The following is a 17,951-nucleotide window of genomic DNA, read 5'->3' on the forward strand; positions in this document are numbered from 1 at the left end:
GGCCACTGTCACGGTGGCGGGCTTGAACACCGGCTCGTACCGGTCGCCCTTGACGAACGCGGACGTCATCGCGATCCGGAAGTCCTCCCGCGAGATAACGCCCTGGCCTGGCCCGAGTCGGTGACGCCGAGCAGGTCGACCCAGGTGATCGTGGACAGCAGCCCTTCGAGCTGGACGTCCTCCAGCCGGATCGTGACCAGCTTGTTCGACGGGTTGTCGGGGTCGGCGCGCAGCGCGGCCTGCCACTCCAGGCGGCCGTAGCGGGAGGTCAGGTAGTTGCGGGAGAGCACCGCCACGACCAGCTGCGCCTCGCTGACGCCGCGGTCCATGAAGTCGATGAAGTTGGTGCCGGGGACGAAGTCCCACGCCTGGATCATCGTCCGGTAGCCCGCCGCCTCCAGTTCCCAGGCGATCCAGGTCGCCCACGCCGTGTCGGCGGGGGAGTAGCTGACGAAGATCTCGGTCGGCCTGCCGTCACGCGCCATGCCGCCCAGTATCCCCGCGGAATCGGCATCGCGCAGCCGGTGTGCGATCATCGTCGGGTGTGGCGGCGTCTGGGCGTGCTCGACTGGATCAGGATCGGGCTGCTCGCCCTCGGTCTCCTGTTCGTGGCGACCGGGGCGCTGCCCCTGCGCGACGCGGTCGAGAGCCTCGACACGATCTGGCCGCTGCTGATCTTCCTGGTCGCCGTCATCGTGCTGGCGGAGCTGACCAAGGAGGCCCAGGTCTTCGACGTCATCGCCGCCAGGCTGGCGGTGTTCGGCCGCGGTAACTACGCCGCCCTCTTCCTGCTTTGTACGGCGTTCGCATCTTTTGTCACGATTTTTCTTAATCTCGATACGACTGCGGTGTTGCTGACGCCGGTCATGCTCGCCCTCGCGCCCAGGGCCCGCATCGCCGCGCTGCCGCTGGCCCTGACCACGATCTGGCTCGCCAACACGGCCAGCCTGCTGCTGCCTGTCTCGAACCTGACCAACCTCCTCGCCATGAACAAGCTGGGCCTCGACGCGCAGCAGTTCGCCGCCCGCATGTGGGCGCCCCAGCTAGCCTCGATCGCGGTGACCATGGCCTTCCTGTGGATCTTCTACTGGCGCCGGGGTCAGCGCCGCGACGCGCGCTACACGCCGCCGCTGCTGGAGCCGGTCGCCGACCGGGTCGTGTTCGCCGCCGCGTCCGTCGCCTGCGTGGTCTTCATCGGCGCGCTGCTGCTGAAGGTGCACGTCGCCGTCGCCGCCTCGGCCGCGGCGCTGATCGTCGTGCTGGCGTTCCTCGTCCGCGAGCGCGGCCGGCTGACCTGGCGTCTCGTCCCGTGGCAGCTGGTGATCTTCGTGACGGGCCTGTTCCTGGTCGTGCCCACGCTCAGCCGGCACGGCCTGGCCGACCTGATGAGCTGGATGATCGGCGTCGACCAGGACCCGTACCGCACGGCCGCCGTCGGCGCGGGGCTGTCGAACGCGATCAACAACCTGCCCGCGTACAAGGCGGTAGAGGGGGTCGTCTCGAACCAGGACCAGCTCCTGGCCCTGCTGGCGGGCACCAATGTGGGGCCCGTCATCACCCCGTGGGCGTCCCTGGCGACGCTGCTCTGGTTCGAGTCCTGCCGCCGCCACGATGTGAAGGTGCCCATGCCGCGCTTCCTCCTCACGGGCGCGGGCCTGGCCGTCGTCGGCCTCCTCGCCACCGTCTGGGCGCTGGTCGCCACCACCTGACCGGCGGCCGACCACACGCCTGAGTCATGGAAGATTAAGGACATGCTCAAATCCCACTATATTGCTGGTTTCGGTCTGGTCCTCGCGCTCGCCGGGTGCGGCTCCTCCGGCGCGGCGGCGCCCGAAGCCACCTCCAGTTCGCCGACGTCCAGCGCTCCGGCCGCGGCGCCCGCCTCGTCCGCACCCGCCGATAACCAGACGCACACCGTCACGTTCGAGGTGCTCGGCAAGGGCAAGGCGATGCAGCCGATCATGTACGTCGCCGACGAGGACGGCACGGCCAGCGGCGTGGACCTGCCGTGGTCCAAGACGTTCAAGGTCGAGGTGGTCGGCGCCGAACGCGAGGTCGGGCACCTGCTGTCGATCGTGGCCGGCTCGTCGCAGACGGCGAACGGACAGCTCGAGGCGGCCGCCTGTCGCATCTCCGTGGACGGCGAGCAGGTCGCCTCCGGCAAGGGGACGTGCGAGTACAAGCTCAAGTAGCCCCGGGCGGGTCAGCGGAGGAGATCGAGGAGGTGGGGGAGGGCCCGGGGGTGGGCGGCCACGAAGCTGCGGTCCTCGGCCGTCCCGTCGATGCTCTCCTCGAACGCCCCGCCGTCCAGGGCGCGGATCTCGATGCCCGCCTCCTGGGCGATCAGCGCCCCCGCCGGCAGGTCCACCGACTCCGCCCGGTAGCCGACGATGCCGTCGATGTCGCCCCTGGCCAGCATCGCCCACGACAGCAGCGGCGCCCACAGCTGCAGCACCCGCCGCGCCGCGAGTTCCAGCGTGCCCTTGAGCGCCCGCACGGTCGCGTCGTCCCTGGCCACGGCGTACCCCTGGGTCCAGGCCAGCAGCGGCCCGTGCGGTGCGGGCCGGTACGGCGCCGCCAGCCGCGCCCCGGACGCCGTCACGGCGCCGCACCCGCGGATCGCCGACCAGGTCTGGGCGGTGACCGGATCGTGCACCACGCCCACCATCGGACGTCCCGCGTGGCACAGCGCCACACCCACCACGTACGCGGGCAGCCCGATCGCCACGTTGTTGGTGCCGTCGAGCGGGTCGACCAGCCACGTCCACTCCCCACCGGACGCCCCGAGCAGCCCCGACTCCTCCGCGATCACCGCGTGCGACGGGTACGCCGTGAGGATCCGCTCCACCAGCAGCTTCTCCGAGGCCAGGTCCAGGTCGGTGACCACGTCCCCGGACCCGCCCTTGGGCCGGACGCCGAGCGCGCCCCGCGCCCCCTCCAGCAGCAGCGCGCCCGCCGCCTCGGCGGCCTCCACGGCGACCGCGCGAGCGTGATCCAGATCCATCGGGCACCCCTCAGGTCAGGCGGGCGGTGATCAGGCGGACGGCGCGGGCCGTCTCCTCGGCGTCGAGCGGCTCTCTGAACACGTGGTGGACGCTCCCGCCGAGCGGCCCGAGCGACAGGTCGTGGCTGCCGGGACGCCCCCGTCCGAGCGCGATCGTGGCGGCCTCGCCGCCCTCGGGCACCACGCTGCTGTGGAAACGGTCGGCGGCCAGCGTGTAGGTGTCGCCGGGGCCGAACGACTCCACCAGCCCGGTCGCGTGCCGCACGGTGCGGCGGGTGGGCGAGATGCGGTCGCCGTCGGCGGCGCTGACCACCTCGAACACGCGGTGGGTGGCGTCCTGACCGGCGTCGGTGACGACCGCGTGCACGTTGCGCACCTGCCCGTACAGGACGTGGCTGACGAGGTCCCAGCTGTGGCAGTGGATCTGGGACGTGGTGCTCCTGGCGTGGGGCAGCGAGTCGGACCACAGGTGCACGCACACCCCTTCGCCGCCGTCGCGCTCCAGCGGCAGGCAGACGAAGCCGAGCGGGTGGCGCACGGCCGTGATGCCGGGCCCGGACAGCGCCCGCAGCGCCCAGGTCCGCGCGCGTCCCTCGACGACCTGCTGGTAGACGCTGGGGTAGCTCATGCGTACGGGTCCCGGGCACGCAGCGCCTTGCGGGCGATGTCGACGATGTCGCGCAGGTCGTACGACTTGGGCAGAGGCACCCCGATCCGCTCGAACAGCTCCTGCACCTCCTCGACGGTGGGCTCGTCGCTGAGCGGCACCCGTTTGTAGGTCTCCAGCGGCACCCGGCGCGCCTGCTCGAAGCTGAGCCGCAGCTCGGTGTCGCAGTTCTCGTAGTAGAACGTGTCGGCCAGCGCGGTCATCGCCCGGTTCGGGTCCTCGACCGTCATGATCAGGCGGGTGGACGACAGGTCCCAGCGGAACGTCGTCATCGTGGACGACAGGCCGACCCCGATGTCGAGCAGCCCGTAGCGTTGCCGGTGCCAGAACGCGGCCAGGATCGTCGCGTAGGACTCCTTCCTGGCCCTGTCGGTCGTCCACGTCTCGCCGGTGCCGTCGGGCGCGTCGGACAGGGAGCGCCGGTAGTGCGCGTACGTCTCGCACACCTCCACGTCGGACGGGTCGATGACCTCGATCCTGACCGTCAGGTGGCGCTTGTCCCTGCGGGCGGCGGCGACGCACTCGGGCAGCGTGACCGCGCGCAGGTAGGTGCCGGTGCCGCCCTTGAAGCTCCATCGGGTGGTGTCCTTGCGGGCGTCGGCGTGCGCCTGCGCGATCTCCTGGCGGCTGCCGAGCACCCTGACGAGCTGGAGCGAGTCGAGGGCTCTGCGGGTGCCGGTGACCAGGGTCTCGATCTGTTCCAGCCGGGCCAGCCGCACCGGCAGGTCGGCGAGCGCGCCCGAGGTGATCGTCTCCTCGACGGGCGCCTGGCGGACCCGGTCGCGCAGCAGCGCGGTCGCCACCAGCGCCAGGATCACCAGTGTGGACGAGCTGACGAGCTGCCGCTGGATGTCCACCCCGTCCTTGCCGAAGACGTCGTCGGGGAGGACGCCGAGGACGCCGACCACGATCGCCAGGCCGAGGGCGATCGCACCGTCGGCGTTCTGGGCCGCCCATGCCGCGAGCCGCTTCGACGCCGCAGTGAACCGTGCCATCGCTCGCCCCGCATCCGACGATCAGTCAGTCCCCAAGGTCATGTTAACGACTGCGTCATGCGACTGCCAGCACACGTAAAGCCACGACGTCATACCCGAGAATGAGTGAACAGATCCACCTTGGAGCTCATGTGCTCGGGTCGTCCCGATGCCTACGCTTGCTGCGACACGGGGGTGGGGATGAAGGGGATACGTGTGCTGTGCGCGAGCCTGCTCGCGCTGACGCTCGTGGCGTTCACCGTCTGCCCGGTGACGGTGCAGGTGGCGGCCGCGGTCGCCGACATGCCGTCGCCGGGCGAGCGGTTCCTGCAGGTCGTCGCGCATCCCGACGACGACCTGCTGTTCATGAGCCCCGACCTGTACGGGGCGGTCGCCCAGGGGCGGCCGACGGTCACGGTCTACCTCACCGCGGGCGAGGGCACCGCCGGGTTCGACGACGAGCGCGACCCGTCCGTGTACGTCCGCGACCGGGAGGACGGCGTGCGCGCCGCCTACGCCTATCTGGCCGGGGTGCGCAACGCGTGGCGCTCCACCCCGCTGAAGGCGGGGAGGCTGCCGTTGACGATGGACACCCTCGTCGACAGGCCGAGGGTCAGGCTGGTCTTCGCCAGGCTGCCCGACGGCGGCGACCCGCGCGCCGACGGCGGCCGCTACGCGCTCACCCGGCTGTGGAAGGGCGGGGCGTGCGTGCGGGTGTACCTCCCCGGCGGGCCCTGCGTGAGCAGGGAGGACGTCATCGCCGCGCTGCACGTCCTGTACGTCAGGTTCGGATCGAACGTGCTGCGCACGCTCGATCCCGATCCGCCGCTCCACACCCGGCGCGGCGACCACCCCGACCACGTCGCCTCGGCCCGCTTCGCGCTGGCCGCCCTCCAGGGGCTGCGGATGCGGAGAGCGTCGTACCGCGGCTACCCGATGACCGGCTGGGCCCCGAACGTCGCCGCCCGGCTGCGCGAACTCAAGCGCCAGGTGTTCGGCGAGTACACCCGCCACGACTACCGGGTGGGCGGCTGGCGCTATCGGGCCTGGATCGAGCGCATGTATAGGATTCCCGATCATGGACCATGACGTTCTCGGCTACTACCAGCGTGGCGGCGAGCTGACGCGGTTACGCGAGGGGCGCGGGCGGCTGGAGTTCTGGCGCACCCAGGACGTCCTGCGCCGGGTGCTGCCGTCGGCTCCGGCGCGGGTGCTCGACGTGGGCGGCGGCACCGGCGTGCACGCCGAGTGGCTGGCGGCGACACCGGCGTGATGGTGTCGCCGCGCGCCGGAGGGTTCCGCGGGTACTTCCACGATCCCGACGAGATCTTCGCGGAGTTCGCCGACGCCGGGCTCACCGAGCCCGCGCGGTACGGGCTGGAGGGCGCGTTCTGGCTCTACGGCGACGTCGACGACTGGCTCGACGACGGCGAGCGGCGCGAGCTGCTGCTCGCGGCCGCCCGCCGCCTGGAGTCGGTGCCTTCGCTGCTCGGCGTCAGCGGCCATCTCCTGGCCGTGGCCCACGCGTAGCGGCCCGGGGGTCAGAACCAGCCGCGGCGGCGCGCCATCTGCTCCAGGCCGTGCTGCAACGCCTGGTCCGCCGAGCCCGGGTGGTCGTCGTAGCCGACCGTGAAACGGTTGTAGGCGTCGTGGCTGGAGGTCAGGAACCCGCCCCGCTTGTCGGCCTCCAGGATGACGTCCATCTGCCGCGGGCCGGCGATGAACGTCAGCTCCAGCTCGTTGAAGTGGCGCCGCCACGGCCCGCCCGCGTAGTACTCGATCTCCTGGAAGAACGGCATGGTCGAGCCGTACAGCGTCCCGCGCTCCAGGTCGGCCTTCTTGAAGGCGAAGCCGAGCCGGTCGAGCGCGGCGATGACGTACTCCTGGGCGGGCAGCGGGTTGACGAACAGCGGGTCCAGGTCGCCCTTGTCGAGCGCGCCGGCCAGCGCCAGCTCGGTCTGCACGCCCAGCTTCATGCCGTGCAGCGGGTGCCCGCCGATCGCGCTGATCGGCGTCTCCCACGGCGTCGGGATCTCGAACGGCTGGCTGTGCTCGGCGCCCGCCGCGAGCTGGAACGAACCGGCCACCTGCCGGCGCAGGAAGCTGTAGGTCGTCTTGTACTCCTCGTCGCCGCGCTCCACCTCGACCACCGCGGTCAGGTCCAGGTGGATGCCCTCGACCTTGTAGTCGGAGTTGCCGCCGCGGAAGTTGACCACCCCGCGCAGCGGCTCGCCGGGACGGACACCGGTGCTCGACAGGACCGTGTCGACTTCGACGCCCGCGCCGAACGCGGCCATCAGCTTGCGGAACACCATGGGTTCTCCTATGCGGTCGGTGCGTGGCCGTTGCCGCCGGCCGAGATGCGGGGGAGCAACTGGGCGAGCAGCAGGGTGGACAGTGCGGAGTCGCCGGTGCCCTGCTGGGTGCGGACCACCAGCGGCTGGGGGGCGCTCTCCGCCAGCTTGGCGCCCACGTCCAGGCGCCTGCGGGCCAGCTCGTACTGCAGCACGGCCCGGTTGTCGCGGTACGACTCGGCCAGCCGGCGCAGCGCCTTGGCCTCGTTCTCGGCCGCGGTCAGCTCGGCTCTTCCGCGCGCCTCGATCTCCCAGCGCACCCGCTGGGCCTCGGTCTCCTGCTCCTCCAGCATCCGGGCGACGTCCTTGCGCGCCTTGTTGTGCGCGGCCTTGACCTCGACGACGCGGGCGTCGCGGGTCTTCTTGGAGCGCTCGATCTCCATGAGCAGGGTGTCGATGCGGCGCTTGCGGGTCAGCTCCCACTCGCGTTCGTAGGCCGACAGCTCCTTGGCGACCTTCTCGCGGGTCGCCAGGTGCTGCTGGTACTGGTCGGGCAGCTGCACGTCGGGGATGTTGGCGCCGGTGACGCGCACGCCGTACCGGCCGAGCTGGCGGTTGAGCGCCTCCTGCATGTCGCCGACGTCGGAGCCGCGCAGGTCGTACGCGCGTTCGGTGTTCACCCTGCGGCTGCGCTGCCTGATGGCGTCCTGGACGGCGCTGGCCAGGACCAGGTCGAAGTTGCCCGCGCCGATCGTCCTGACGAACGCGACCGGGTCCACGATGCGGAACTTCAGGAAGAACTCGATGGACTTCAGCGGCACGTTCTCGGCCGTCGGGCAGGCCACGATCGGCGCGGAGTACGGGATCTCGGTGGAGGTGTCGACGACCGCGTCCACCCGGTCCCACGGCAGCCACAGGTAGTGCCGGCCGGGAGGCAGCGTGCCCGTGATGGCGCCCCAGCGGCTGCGCACGCCGGTGGTGCCCTCCTCGATCTCGATGATCGCCTTGCGCCAGATCCAGATCAGCGCGACGAGCAGCAGGAACAGCGCCGCGATCACGGCCAGGACGGTCGTGACGGGATCGCTGGCCATGACCGCCGTCCCGGCGAAGTACAGCGCCAGGAGCAGCACCGACACCCAGGCGAACCCGCGCCGGTCCTTGGGGATCACCACGGGCACGAGCTGGCCCTGCTCGCCGCCGCGCAGCAGCTGCCTGATGTCGGACCAGGAGGCCAGAGACTCCTTGATCTTCGAGAACTCGCGGCTCATCGGACCTCACCCTCGATGGCCGGCACGTCCTCCGGCGCCTCCGCCACTTCTTCCGCCACCTTCTTGAGCAGTGCGGCGATCTCGTCCTCCCTGTTGCGCACGCGCTCGCCGATCTCGGCGAGCCTGGAGCGGATGGCGGCCATGTCCTCGGGCGAGAACAGCGCCGCCCCCGTGCCGCCGACGAGCTGCTGCGCCAGGGCCAGGAAGTCGATGTCGCTCTGCTCGCCCACCTGCACCACCTGCGGCAGCCTCGCCGAGACCGACTCCAGCTTGTCCAGCAGGTCCTGCTGGAAGCGGTAGTCGAGGATCTCCGGCGCCTCGGCGGCGGACAGCGCCCTGATGTCCAGCGCCTGCGCCTCCAGGAGCGCCGAGTTGGCGTTGGCCGACGACTCCGCCTCGACCAGCCGCTGCCTGGCCTGCGCCTTGGCCTGGTGCGAGGCCCGTTCCAGCGCGGTGTCCATGCGCGCCTGGTAGCCGGCGATCTCGGCCTGGATCGCGCTCAGCGTCTCCTGCAGCCCCGCCAGCTCCTTGATCAGGTCGCCCTCGTTCTGCTCCTTGCGCAGCTGCAGCTCGTACTCGTAGGTGTAGGCCTCCTTGGCCACCCGGACCATCTCGGGCGCGGCGAGGTCCATCCGGTACTCCTGGCTGGACGGCTCGGCGTGCGTGATGTTCACATCCGTCAGCCGGACGGCGGGCAGGAACTGCTGGTTGAGGTTGTCCAGCATGCCCACCGTGCTCTCGCCCACCAGGTCGTAGATGTCCTCCGCCCGCTGCGCGTAGATGAGCGAGCGGGTGACCTCGCTGATGGCGTTCTGCAGCTTGGACTGGAAGCCGCTGACCGAGCCGAGCACGAAGATGAACTCGGCCGGGTTCTCGATCCTGAACTGCAGGAACAGGTCGACGCTCGCCTTGACGCCCTGCTGCGTCGGCGCCTCGCGGATCGGCGCGTTGAACGGGTACTCGCGGGTGGTGTTGACGATGTAGCTGACCCGCTTCCACGGGTTGAACAGCGTCACCCGTCCGGGCTCGGCGATCTGCACCAGCTTGCCGAACTTGGTGATCAGCGCCTTGCAGCCCTCGGGCACCATGACCACGCTGCGTCGCCACCACAGGAACGCGGCGGCCAGCACGAGCACGATCCAGTAGTGCGGGCCGAAGAACACCTCGGTGTTCGGGATGACGTTGCCGAGCGCGCCGATCAGGCCGAGCACGACCAGGATGGCCAGCGGCACGACCACCTTCGCGGTGCTGCCCTTGGGGATCACGACGGGCGAGATGACGTGCATGCCGTTCTCGGCGAAGCTGCGGTTGACGATCTCGCCGGCCTCGTTCAGCGACGCCGTCCTGGCCTCGATCAGCGTGCCGACGGACGCGCCGCCGTCGCGGGCGGCGGCGAAGTCGTGCGGGTTGAGCGCGAACCCCGGGGCCTGCCCCGGCTGCCCCGGCTGCCCCGGCACCTGGAACTGGCCTGCCTGGTTTATCGCCTGCCCGACGGCCTGGCGCACATCACCCCCCTGGAGGACCGCCTGGGCTACGCCCTGGCCTGCCTGGATCAAGGCTTCTCTGGGTCGTGACATCGCACCTTCCTTTTCCGCTACAGGCGAATCAGACCGTATCGGGTGAGACTTGCTGATCGCTTGCAACGACGGGGTTTACGGGGCTATATCGGGCGTTCCTCGGCTCGCGGGGGCGCTCACCGCCATGGCTTAGCACCGCGCACCCGTTGGAACGCCGCGGGCCTCGGCCGGGCCCGAGGCCCGCCGACGAGTTCTGTCAGTGGCGCGGCCTACAGTGGGCAGCATGCGACCGGTCACAGATTTGCAGCGGAAGGTGGCGCCCTTCGAGGTTGTCACCGAGATGACTCCTTCGGGCGACCAGCCGACGGCCATCGCCGAGCTGGAGCGCCGCGTCAAGGCCGGGGAGAAGGACAACGTCCTGCTGGGCGCGACGGGCACGGGCAAGACGGCCTCGATCGCCTGGCTGATCGAGCGGCTGCAGCGGCCCGCGCTGGTCATGCAGCCCAACAAGACGCTCGCCGCCCAGTTCGCGAACGAGCTGCGCGAGATGCTGCCCAACAATGCGGTCGAATATTTCGTCTCTTATTACGACTATTACCAGCCTGAGGCGTACGTCCCGCAGAGCGACACCTACATCGAGAAAGACTCCTCGATCAACGACGAGGTCGAGCGGCTGCGCCACTCGGCGACCAACTCGCTGCTCACCCGGCGCGACACGATCGTGGTGGCGTCCGTGTCGTGCATCTACGGCCTGGGCACGCCGCAGGAGTACGTCGACCGCATGGCCAGGCTCAGCGTCGGCATGGACATCGACCGCGACCAGCTCCTGCGCCGCCTGGTCGACATGCAGTACGCGCGCAACGACCTCGCCTTCACCCGGGGCACCTTCCGGGTCCGCGGCGACACGATCGAGATCATCCCGAAGTACGAGGAGCTCGCGGTCCGCATCGAGATGTTCGGCGACGAGATCGAGAAGCTCTCGACCATGCACCCGCTGACCGGCGAGGTCATCACCGAAGACGAAGAGCTGTACATCTTCCCCGCCTCCCACTACGTCGCGGGCGAGGAGCGGATGGCGGCGGCCGTGGGCGGCATCGAGGCCGAGCTGGCCGAGCGGCTGTCGGAGCTGGAACGCCAGGGCAAGCTGCTGGAGGCGCAGCGGCTGCGCATGCGCACCACGTACGACATCGAGATGATGCGCCAGATCGGCACCTGCTCCGGCATCGAGAACTACTCGCGCCACATGGACGGGCGGGCCGCCGGCAGCGCCCCCAACACGCTGCTCGACTACTTCCCGGAAGACTTCGTGCTGGTGCTCGACGAGTCGCACCAGACCGTGCCGCAGATCGGCGCCATGTACGAGGGCGACGCCTCCCGCAAGCGCACCCTCGTCGAGCACGGGTTCCGGCTGCCGTCCGCGCTCGACAACCGGCCGCTGAAGTGGGAGGAGTTCCTGGATCGCATCGGCCAGACGGTCTACCTGTCGGCCACGCCGGGGCCGTACGAGCTGGGGCGGGTCAAGGGCGACGTGGTGGAGCAGGTCATCCGTCCCACCGGGCTGGTCGATCCCGAGGTCGTGGTGAAGCCGACCAAGGGGCAGATCGACGACCTCGTCCACGAGATCCGCGCCCGGGCCGACCGCGATGAGCGCGCCCTGGTCACCACGCTCACCAAGAAGATGGCCGAAGACCTGACCGACTACCTGCTCGAGCTCGGCATCCGCGTCCGCTACCTGCACAGCGAGGTCGACACGCTGCGCCGCATCGAGCTGCTGCGCGAGCTGCGCACCGGCGAGTTCGACGTCCTGGTCGGCATCAACCTCCTGCGTGAGGGCCTCGACCTGCCCGAGGTGTCGCTGGTGGCGATCCTCGACGCCGACAAGGAGGGCTTCCTCCGCTCCGAGACGTCCCTGATCCAGACGATCGGCCGAGCGGCGAGAAACGTCTCCGGCCAGGTCCACATGTACGCCGACAAGATCACCCCGTCGATGGAGCGGGCCATCGACGAGACCAACCGGCGGCGGGCCAAGCAGGTCGCCTTCAACCAGGCCAACGGCATCGACCCGCAGCCGCTGCGCAAGAAGATCGCCGACATCCTCGACTCGCTGCAGCGCGAGGACGCCGACACCCAGCAGCTCATGGGCGCCGGCCGGCAGCAGTCCCGCGGCAAGGCCCCCGTCCCGGGCTTCACCGCCAAGCAGGCGGGGCAGCACGCCAGGGCGATCGCGGGGGAGATGCCGCGGGCGCAGATGGAGTCGCTGATCGAGTCGCTGACGGAGCAGATGCACCAGGCGGCGGCCGACCTGCAGTTCGAGGTGGCGGCCCGGCTGCGCGACGAGATCAAGGAGCTGAAGCGGGAGCTCCGCGACATGCGAGAGGCCGGGGTCAAGTAGCGACCGCCGCCTACCGGGAGGCGGGGGTCAAGGAGCGACCGTAGCCTCCCGGGCGGCGGGGGTCAGCTCATGCCCGCCTCCCGGTGGAGCAGCGCGGAGAGCGCGTCGGGGTCGGCGGCGGTGACCCCCTTGGCGGCGAACCAGGTCGCCACGTTGCGGGCGTCGCGGTCGAGGAACGACCGGCCCGCCGGGTGCGCGATCACGTCCACGATCTGCGGCAGGTCGATGATGACCAGCCCGCCCTCGTGTACCAGCAGGTTGTACGCCGACAGGTCGCCGTGCGCCAGGCCCTCCCTGGCCAGCGTGACCATCGCCTCCACCAGCTGCTTCCACAGCTCGTCCAGGTCTTCTGAGACGTTGGCCAGGCGCGGGGCGGCGTAGCCGTCCGAGGTGCCGACGAACTCCTGAAGGATCTCCGTGCCGACGATCTGCACCGGGTACGGCACCGGCAGGCCCAGCTTCCGCAGGCGGCACAGCGCCCCGAACTCGGCGACCGCCCACTGGCCCGCGATCACCTGCTTGCCGAACGCGGTGCGGTTGGCCATGGCCCGGTTCATACGGCTCTCGCGGGTCGTGCGGCCTTCGAGGTATCCGGCGTCACGGTGGAAGAGACGGTGCTCGGAGGACCGGTAGCGCTTGGCGGCCAGCAGGCACACCCGGTCGGTGCCGGGAACCCCACGCGAGATCAGATGGACGTCGGCTTCCTTGCCGGTCTTGAGAATGCCCAGCTCGGTGTCGACGGCGGCCAGCTCGGTGACCAGCCAGCTCGGATAGGGCTGAGGGCCGCGCTCGGTGGGCGTGCTCTGGTCCCATGTGGACCAGCGGTCGCCCTCGGGCGGCCCGTCGTCGGCGGACGTCTCGGGCGTGCTCTCGAGCCATTCGATGTCGTCGGCGTCGAGGGCGTACTTGCCACGGCGGCGGTGTTGCGAGTGCTTAGGCACGGTGGGATCTCTCCAGAAACGAAGCCCACCGGCTCGGCGATCAGGTCAGCGGATGACCGGTGGGAAGGTATGAGGACGCGGAAAACGGCACGCGAACAGTCGTCGTCACGGTCTCACCCTCCCTTCACGCCGACAGCGATCAACTCGTGCGAGTATGCCGTGGATCATCGTGGCGGGGCAACCGAATAATCAGGTGAACGTCTCCCACCGGGCTTGTACGGTGCAGGACATGCGGCGATGCGGAGTTTGCTCTCACTGGGAGCCGGCTGGAGCCCCAGGCTGCGCCCGATGCGCGGCGCTGGTCGACGAGATCGTCGAGGAGGGCTGGCGGGCGTTCCTCGCCGCCGAGTTCGCCACGACCGTCCCCGGCCGGGCCGTGGTCGTCTCCGACCTCGGCGAGAAGCGGGGCGTCGCCGACCTCGTTCCCGCCGAGGAGCGGGCCATCGCCGAGATGGTGGTCGACGAGCCCGACAAGCACCTGTGGCGGGTGGTCGACGCCGCCTATGACCGGCTGACCTGCGACGAGTGCGGCGGCAGGCTCAGCAGAGGCCCCGCCGGATGCGCCTCGTGCGACCTTGCCAACGGCTTCCGCTACGCCGCCATCGAGATCGATCGGCCGGGCGTGACACCGGGGAACGAGCACGGGCTGCGCGTCAACGTGTCGGTGGTGCGCAGGCCGTCGGGGATCTCGCCGCCCGAGCTGCTGGCGCGGCGGCTGTTGCTTCCGCTCCTGCTCGAAGGACGGCTGCCCACCACGGCCGAGGCGCAGGCGGGCAAGGCCCTGCTGAACGACGGCGCCACCGAGGCGGAGTTCGCCGAGTACATCTATGGGGAGTGGGGCGCGCACTGACCCGCACGCTGGGACGTGCGTCGATGTGCCAGGTGTGGCGTGCGCTGACCCGCGAGCTGTGCCCCGTGCAGAGCCGCGAGGTGGGACGTGCGCCGAAGCGCCAGGCGGTGTGCGCGCTGAGCCGCGAGGTCAGCCGATGACCTTGTCGAGGTCGAGATCGATGTCCACGTCGAAGCCGATGTAGGTCTGGAGCCGCCCACGGTGGACACCGGTGGGGACGTACGCCTTGACCGCGGGTTCCAGCTCGAACGTGTAGACAACCGGCAGGCGCGGTTTCTCCTCCTCCACGCGCCAGAAGTATGCGATGCCAGCGTCAGAGTACTTGATCGGCTTGGTCATTCGATCACGCTCTCGCGATTCCGCGGAGACGACCTCGACGACCAGATGAACATCCTCAGGCTTGAAGGAAGTCAGCCCGTCTCGGAAGGCGGCCCGCTTTACGAGAAGGATGTCGGGTTCGGGCCGCTGCCGCATACCGAGGGTGACCGTCATCTCGCGGGCCACGAGTAGCTCTTCGGGTGGCGTAAGGCGATTCTCGAAGAGACGGAGAGCGAGCATGTGGAACGTCGTCTGCGGCGGCATCATGATGAGTGACCCATCGATCAGCTCGACGTGCTTCGGCGCGTCGGGGGGAAGGTGATCGAGCATGTCGGCAGTCCACCCACCTGGCGGGCCGGGGTAGAACCACTCTGGGAAAGCCGTGGTCATCGTTGCGCCTCTTCGGGGATGTCACGCCGCGCTTTCATCATGCCGCGATGAGTGGTCATCACGAGAGGTCTTTGCGCTCCCGGCTGTAGAGGCGGTCGATCTCGTCGAGGGGGTCGGGGGCGGGGCGGCGGGACTCGATCTCCAGCTCGGTGCGGGCGTGGAGGTCGTCGATGCCGGTGGCGGCGTGGTGGACCTGGTCGCCGAGCAGGTCGGCGCGGATGCGGGCGCACATGGACGTCAGCTTGGCCTGGTGCTCGCGGAGCCGGTCGAGCGTGGCGTGGTCGACGTACGGTGACATGCGGCGTTGCTGGGCGTACATCCCGAGCTGGCCGTCGTGCACCTCGGCCTGGCTCGACAGGTCGGCCATCAGCCTGGGCAGATCGCCGAGGTGCCAGCCACGGCCGTGCGCCTGATCGATGGCCTGGCGGGTCAGCGACACCTCGCGCCGCAGGTCGAGCCGGAGACGTTCGACCTCCGCGGCGTCGCCGGGCCCCATCGCGTTGACGTGGGTGGCCAGGCGCGTGGTGGCCTGCTTGGCCTTGGTGGCGGCCTTCTTGCCGACCTTGACCAGCAGGTAGACGGCGACGCCCGCGGCCAGGAGGAGGAACGCCAGGATCGCCAGCACGATGAGCACGACCTCGCCGATCGGGGCCACCTCCTTCAGGGGTTCTGCCTAGAGGATAGTCGGCTCCGACGGCTTGCGGGCGGGCGCTCGTCCCCCCTCAACCAAGCAAGCTCTTGATTGTTCGGCGATCGCCGTGGTTCATTGCTGCTACAGGCCGCGGAGGGAGCGAGTGCATGCTGGACGGCGAGGTCGTGATCATCACGGGCCCGACGCAGGACGGGCCTCTGCGAGGCGCTCTTCCGTGAGGCGGGCTTCCGCGAGGCGCTCTTCTGGTGCGGGTGAGCCCGCACGTCACCCGCGTCGAACCCACCTAGGAGGCGCTGTCATGCCATACGCGGACGTCGGCGGAGACATCAAGCTCTTCTACACCGACGACGGAAGGGGCGACGGGCCGCCGCTGCTCCTCGTACACGGCTGGGGCGCCGACTCGCACCAGTGGTCGTGGCACATCGACGCGCTGGCCCGGACCCACCGGGTGATCGCGGTCGACCTGCGCGGCCACGGCTACTCGTCGGTGCCGGAGTCCGATAACACGCCACGGGCGATGGCCGAGGACGTGAACCGCCTGCTCGCCCGTCTCGGGGTTCCCGAGGTGGTCGCGGTCGGGCACTCGATGGGCGGGCAGGTCGTCTCGGTGCTGGCGGTGGAGCATCCGGAGCGGGTGGCCAGGGTGGTCGCGGTCGAACCGGCGTACGGGATGACGCCCGAGGTCGCGCGGGGGTTTCCGGGGATGGTCGCGGGGTTGCGCGGCGAGCACGCGCACGAGGTCGCCGTCCAGATCGACGAGTGGTGCACGAACGCCGCCACGCCCGCCGTCGTCAGGCGGTGGCACAAGCGCAGGCTGTACGGGATGCCGCCGCACGTGCTCGCCCAGGCGTTCGAGGGCATGTTCACGCTGCCGGACTCGGTGGGGGTCCGGCCGGTCAGCGACGAGTACCTTGCCCACAGGCGGTGCCCGGTGCTGTCGTTCTGGTTCGACCCCGCCCAGGCGGCCTGGGAGGCGGGGCTGGTGAAGCATCCCGAGTCGAGGGTGGTGTGCTGGGAGGGGTCCAGCCACCGGTTGCACGAGGAGCGTCCCGCGGAGTTCGTGAACGTCGTCGGACGGTGGGTGAGAGCGGGGCGCTCGCGGCCGGAGCAGTAGGGCGCAGAAGACGTCAGCCCGCGGGGCGGCGGCTGCGGTGGAGGCGGAAGCGGCGGACCTTCCTGAACGTCCACCACCCGAGCAGCGCCAGCAGCACCAGGACGACGACCACCAGGATCGGTACGAACACCGCGATCAGGCTCATCCCCAGCGACCCGGCGTCCTCCACGGTGCTGGCGACCGGCGCTCCCACCCCCGCGGTCCCCGCGTTGATCACCGGGCGGGCCGTTGCCTTCAGCACATGCACGGCCAGGGCCACGGCGATGCCCAGCAGCCAGCCCACCCAGGGATGCTCGGTCATCCAGGTCGAGTGGTCGAGCTCGGCGGCGGCGTTCGTGGCGCTGAACACCACGCCGCCGGACACGGGCCGCACGGCGGTCTGGATGGCGTCGTTGACGCTGTCGACGGCCGGCACCTTGTCGAGCACGATCTCCGCCAGCAGCAGCACCGCGATCACCGCGAGCACGCCCCAGTTGGACAGCCACGCGTAACCGTCGGGCAGCTTCACCGCGTCGGTGACGTTGGCGAGCACGCCCACGACGAGGAGTGGGATGTAGGCGTTCAACCCGGCGGCCGTGGACAGGCCCAGCCCTGTCAGCGCAGCGAACATGGCCCTAGTCTGCCCCGGCCGCCTGCTCCATGAGACGAGGCAGGGCGGGGCCGGTGAACTCGGCGACGGCCCGCTCGTACTTCTCCATGCCCCACGACCAGAAGTCGAAGTCGATCGTCTCGTTCGCGCCGTCCTGGATGGAGGCCCACAACGTCCAGCCGTACTTGGACATCAGCCCCAGCAGCCGCGCCCGCGCGATCCGGTGGCGCAGGCGGCGGCCGTAGTAGGACGTGACGAGCAGGTCGAGCTGGTCGAGCGACAGGTCCGCCTCGCTCCAGATGTTGCCGAGCTCGAAGCAGGGGTCGTTGTTGCCCGCGTACTCATAGTCGATCAGCCAGAGCCGCTCGCCGTCGTCGATGATGTTGCCGGGCAGCAGGTCGTTGTGGCACGGCACGCTGGGTTCCCGCCGGGTGGCGAGGCATCGCCGGATGCGCAGGACGTCCGGCATGAAGTCCAGGTACCTCGGCGGAAGCCGGAAGCCGCGGGCCCGCACGATCTCCAGGTACCTGCGCTGGATGTCGAACATGTCGAAGTCGCCCGTGAAGCGCGGCCCGGCGTGCAGGCGCCTGCACGCTTCGGCGACCCGGGGCAGGTTCGCCGAGTCGCGCAGGTCGGCGTCGGTGAATGTCCGTCCGGGCAGGAAACCCACAACCAGCACGCCCTCGCCCGGCAGGTAGCCGTGCACCGGGGCGCCGACGCCCGCCTGCGCGGCGGCGATCGAGTTGGCGTGCTCGGCCTCCCTGTCGATGGCCAGCAGCTCGCCGTCGCTGGCCGACATCCGTACCACGTACGCGCCGGAGGGCGTGGTCACCTTGTAGTTGCGGTTGGTCAGCCCGCCGGGCAGCTCCTCGACGGTACGCGGGACGCCGGACAGCACGGGAATGCGTTCGAGGACCTCGCTCACGGCCATGGTCGATGCTAGCCCTGCCTTTCCTAAACGGTCTAGACCTTTTGGGAGCA

The 17,951-nt window shown here is 70.1% G+C and carries 20 protein-coding genes; 8 read left to right on the forward strand and 12 right to left on the reverse strand.

The window, feature by feature from the left end; all coding sequences use genetic code 11:
* Positions 1–65 precede the first annotated feature (65 nt).
* On the reverse strand, positions 66–485 hold the full coding sequence (locus ABZ297_RS33705; protein ID WP_355354840.1) for a toll/interleukin-1 receptor domain-containing protein: 420 nt from the start codon (positions 483–485) through the stop codon (positions 66–68).
* Positions 486–542: 57 nt separating this feature from the next.
* On the opposite strand from ABZ297_RS33705, the gene ABZ297_RS33710 reads away from it, so the two are divergent.
* Together ABZ297_RS33710 and ABZ297_RS33715 are read left to right on the forward strand one after the other, a co-directional pair.
* The gene (locus tag ABZ297_RS33710) at positions 543–1,709 is read left to right on the forward strand and encodes an SLC13 family permease (RefSeq protein WP_355354843.1); all 1,167 of its coding nucleotides are present in this window, start codon (positions 543–545) and stop codon (positions 1,707–1,709) included.
* Positions 1,710–1,751: 42 nt separating this feature from the next.
* The gene (locus ABZ297_RS33715) at positions 1,752–2,192 is read left to right on the forward strand and encodes a hypothetical protein (protein ID WP_355354846.1); all 441 of its coding nucleotides are present in this window, start codon (positions 1,752–1,754) and stop codon (positions 2,190–2,192) included.
* A gap of 11 nt (positions 2,193–2,203) precedes the next feature.
* Here ABZ297_RS33715 and ABZ297_RS33720 read toward each other — a convergent pair whose 3' ends face one another.
* From ABZ297_RS33720 to ABZ297_RS33730, 3 genes are read right to left on the reverse strand one after another with little or no spacing between them, the layout of a single operon-like run.
* Positions 2,204–3,004, reverse strand: coding sequence for an inositol monophosphatase family protein (locus tag ABZ297_RS33720; RefSeq protein ID WP_355354849.1), 801 nt, complete (start codon positions 3,002–3,004; stop codon positions 2,204–2,206).
* Between the two features lie 10 nt (positions 3,005–3,014).
* Positions 3,015–3,632, reverse strand: a complete 618-nt coding sequence (locus ABZ297_RS33725) for a hypothetical protein (RefSeq protein ID WP_355354852.1) — start codon at positions 3,630–3,632, stop codon at positions 3,015–3,017.
* Positions 3,629–4,666 carry a hypothetical protein gene (locus ABZ297_RS33730; protein ID WP_355354855.1) on the reverse strand — a complete coding sequence of 346 codons (1,038 nt, stop codon included), beginning with the start codon at positions 4,664–4,666 and terminating at the stop codon, positions 3,629–3,631. The genes ABZ297_RS33725 and ABZ297_RS33730 overlap by 4 nt, the downstream gene beginning before the upstream one ends.
* Positions 4,667–4,846: 180 nt before the next feature.
* Here ABZ297_RS33730 and ABZ297_RS33735 point away from each other — a divergent pair, with 180 nt between their 5' ends.
* The 3 genes from ABZ297_RS33735 to ABZ297_RS33745 are packed head-to-tail and all read left to right on the forward strand — an operon-like array spanning position 4,847 to position 6,175.
* Positions 4,847–5,734, forward strand: a complete 888-nt coding sequence (locus ABZ297_RS33735; protein ID WP_355354858.1) for a PIG-L family deacetylase — start codon at positions 4,847–4,849, stop codon at positions 5,732–5,734.
* Positions 5,724–5,918 carry a hypothetical protein gene (locus tag ABZ297_RS33740; RefSeq protein ID WP_355354861.1) on the forward strand — a complete coding sequence of 65 codons (195 nt, stop codon included), beginning with the start codon at positions 5,724–5,726 and terminating at the stop codon, positions 5,916–5,918. The genes ABZ297_RS33735 and ABZ297_RS33740 overlap by 11 nt, the downstream gene beginning before the upstream one ends.
* On the forward strand, positions 5,894–6,175 hold the full coding sequence (locus tag ABZ297_RS33745; RefSeq protein WP_355354864.1) for a hypothetical protein: 282 nt from the start codon (positions 5,894–5,896) through the stop codon (positions 6,173–6,175). The genes ABZ297_RS33740 and ABZ297_RS33745 overlap by 25 nt, the downstream gene beginning before the upstream one ends.
* 11 nt (positions 6,176–6,186) lie before the next feature.
* On the opposite strand, the gene ABZ297_RS33750 is transcribed toward ABZ297_RS33745, so the two are convergent.
* From ABZ297_RS33750 to ABZ297_RS33760, 3 genes are read right to left on the reverse strand one after another with little or no spacing between them, the layout of a single operon-like run.
* Positions 6,187–6,960, reverse strand: coding sequence for a sporulation protein (locus ABZ297_RS33750; RefSeq protein WP_355354867.1), 774 nt, complete (start codon positions 6,958–6,960; stop codon positions 6,187–6,189).
* An 8-nt stretch (positions 6,961–6,968) separates the two neighbouring features.
* Positions 6,969–8,207: an SPFH domain-containing protein gene (locus ABZ297_RS33755; RefSeq protein WP_355354870.1), complete on the reverse strand. Its 1,239-nt coding sequence runs from the start codon at positions 8,205–8,207 to the stop codon at positions 6,969–6,971.
* Positions 8,204–9,784 (reverse strand): SPFH domain-containing protein, encoded by a 1,581-nt coding sequence (locus ABZ297_RS33760; RefSeq protein WP_355354873.1) that lies wholly within the window; start codon positions 9,782–9,784, stop codon positions 8,204–8,206. Before ABZ297_RS33760 ends, ABZ297_RS33755 begins: the two co-directional genes overlap by 4 nt.
* A 223-nt stretch (positions 9,785–10,007) precedes the next feature.
* Here ABZ297_RS33760 and uvrB point away from each other — a divergent pair, with 223 nt between their 5' ends.
* A complete protein-coding gene (gene uvrB, locus ABZ297_RS33765; RefSeq protein WP_355354876.1) occupies positions 10,008–12,116 on the forward strand; it encodes an excinuclease ABC subunit UvrB in 2,109 nt (702 codons plus the stop codon).
* A 62-nt stretch (positions 12,117–12,178) separates the two neighbouring features.
* On the opposite strand, the gene ABZ297_RS33770 is transcribed toward uvrB, so the two are convergent.
* Complete coding sequence (locus ABZ297_RS33770) at positions 12,179–13,057, reverse strand: RIO1 family regulatory kinase/ATPase (RefSeq protein WP_355354879.1); 879 nt, start codon at positions 13,055–13,057, stop codon at positions 12,179–12,181.
* 229 nt (positions 13,058–13,286) lie between these two features.
* On the opposite strand from ABZ297_RS33770, the gene ABZ297_RS33775 reads away from it, so the two are divergent.
* Positions 13,287–13,907: a hypothetical protein gene (locus ABZ297_RS33775; protein ID WP_355354882.1), complete on the forward strand. Its 621-nt coding sequence runs from the start codon at positions 13,287–13,289 to the stop codon at positions 13,905–13,907.
* Between the two features lie 129 nt (positions 13,908–14,036).
* On the opposite strand, the gene ABZ297_RS33780 is transcribed toward ABZ297_RS33775, so the two are convergent.
* Positions 14,037–14,615, reverse strand: coding sequence for a Uma2 family endonuclease (locus ABZ297_RS33780; RefSeq protein ID WP_355354885.1), 579 nt, complete (start codon positions 14,613–14,615; stop codon positions 14,037–14,039).
* Positions 14,616–14,673: 58 nt separating this feature from the next.
* Positions 14,674–15,270, reverse strand: a complete 597-nt coding sequence (locus ABZ297_RS33785; RefSeq protein WP_355354888.1) for a hypothetical protein — start codon at positions 15,268–15,270, stop codon at positions 14,674–14,676.
* 295 nt (positions 15,271–15,565) lie between these two features.
* Between ABZ297_RS33785 and ABZ297_RS33790 the strand changes: the two genes are divergently transcribed.
* A complete protein-coding gene (locus ABZ297_RS33790; RefSeq protein WP_355354891.1) occupies positions 15,566–16,381 on the forward strand; it encodes an alpha/beta fold hydrolase in 816 nt (271 codons plus the stop codon).
* A gap of 13 nt (positions 16,382–16,394) precedes the next feature.
* On the opposite strand, the gene ABZ297_RS33795 is transcribed toward ABZ297_RS33790, so the two are convergent.
* Together ABZ297_RS33795 and ABZ297_RS33800 are read right to left on the reverse strand one after the other, a co-directional pair.
* Positions 16,395–16,991: a DUF4126 domain-containing protein gene (locus ABZ297_RS33795; RefSeq protein WP_355354894.1), complete on the reverse strand. Its 597-nt coding sequence runs from the start codon at positions 16,989–16,991 to the stop codon at positions 16,395–16,397.
* Between the two features lie 4 nt (positions 16,992–16,995).
* Positions 16,996–17,901, reverse strand: coding sequence for a choline/ethanolamine kinase family protein (locus ABZ297_RS33800; RefSeq protein WP_355354897.1), 906 nt, complete (start codon positions 17,899–17,901; stop codon positions 16,996–16,998).
* Positions 17,902–17,951 lie beyond the last annotated feature (50 nt).

The sequence above is a fragment of the Nonomuraea sp. NPDC005983 genome, from assembly GCF_040614375.1.
In the GTDB taxonomy this organism is placed as follows: Bacteria; Actinomycetota; Actinomycetes; order Streptosporangiales; family Streptosporangiaceae; genus Nonomuraea.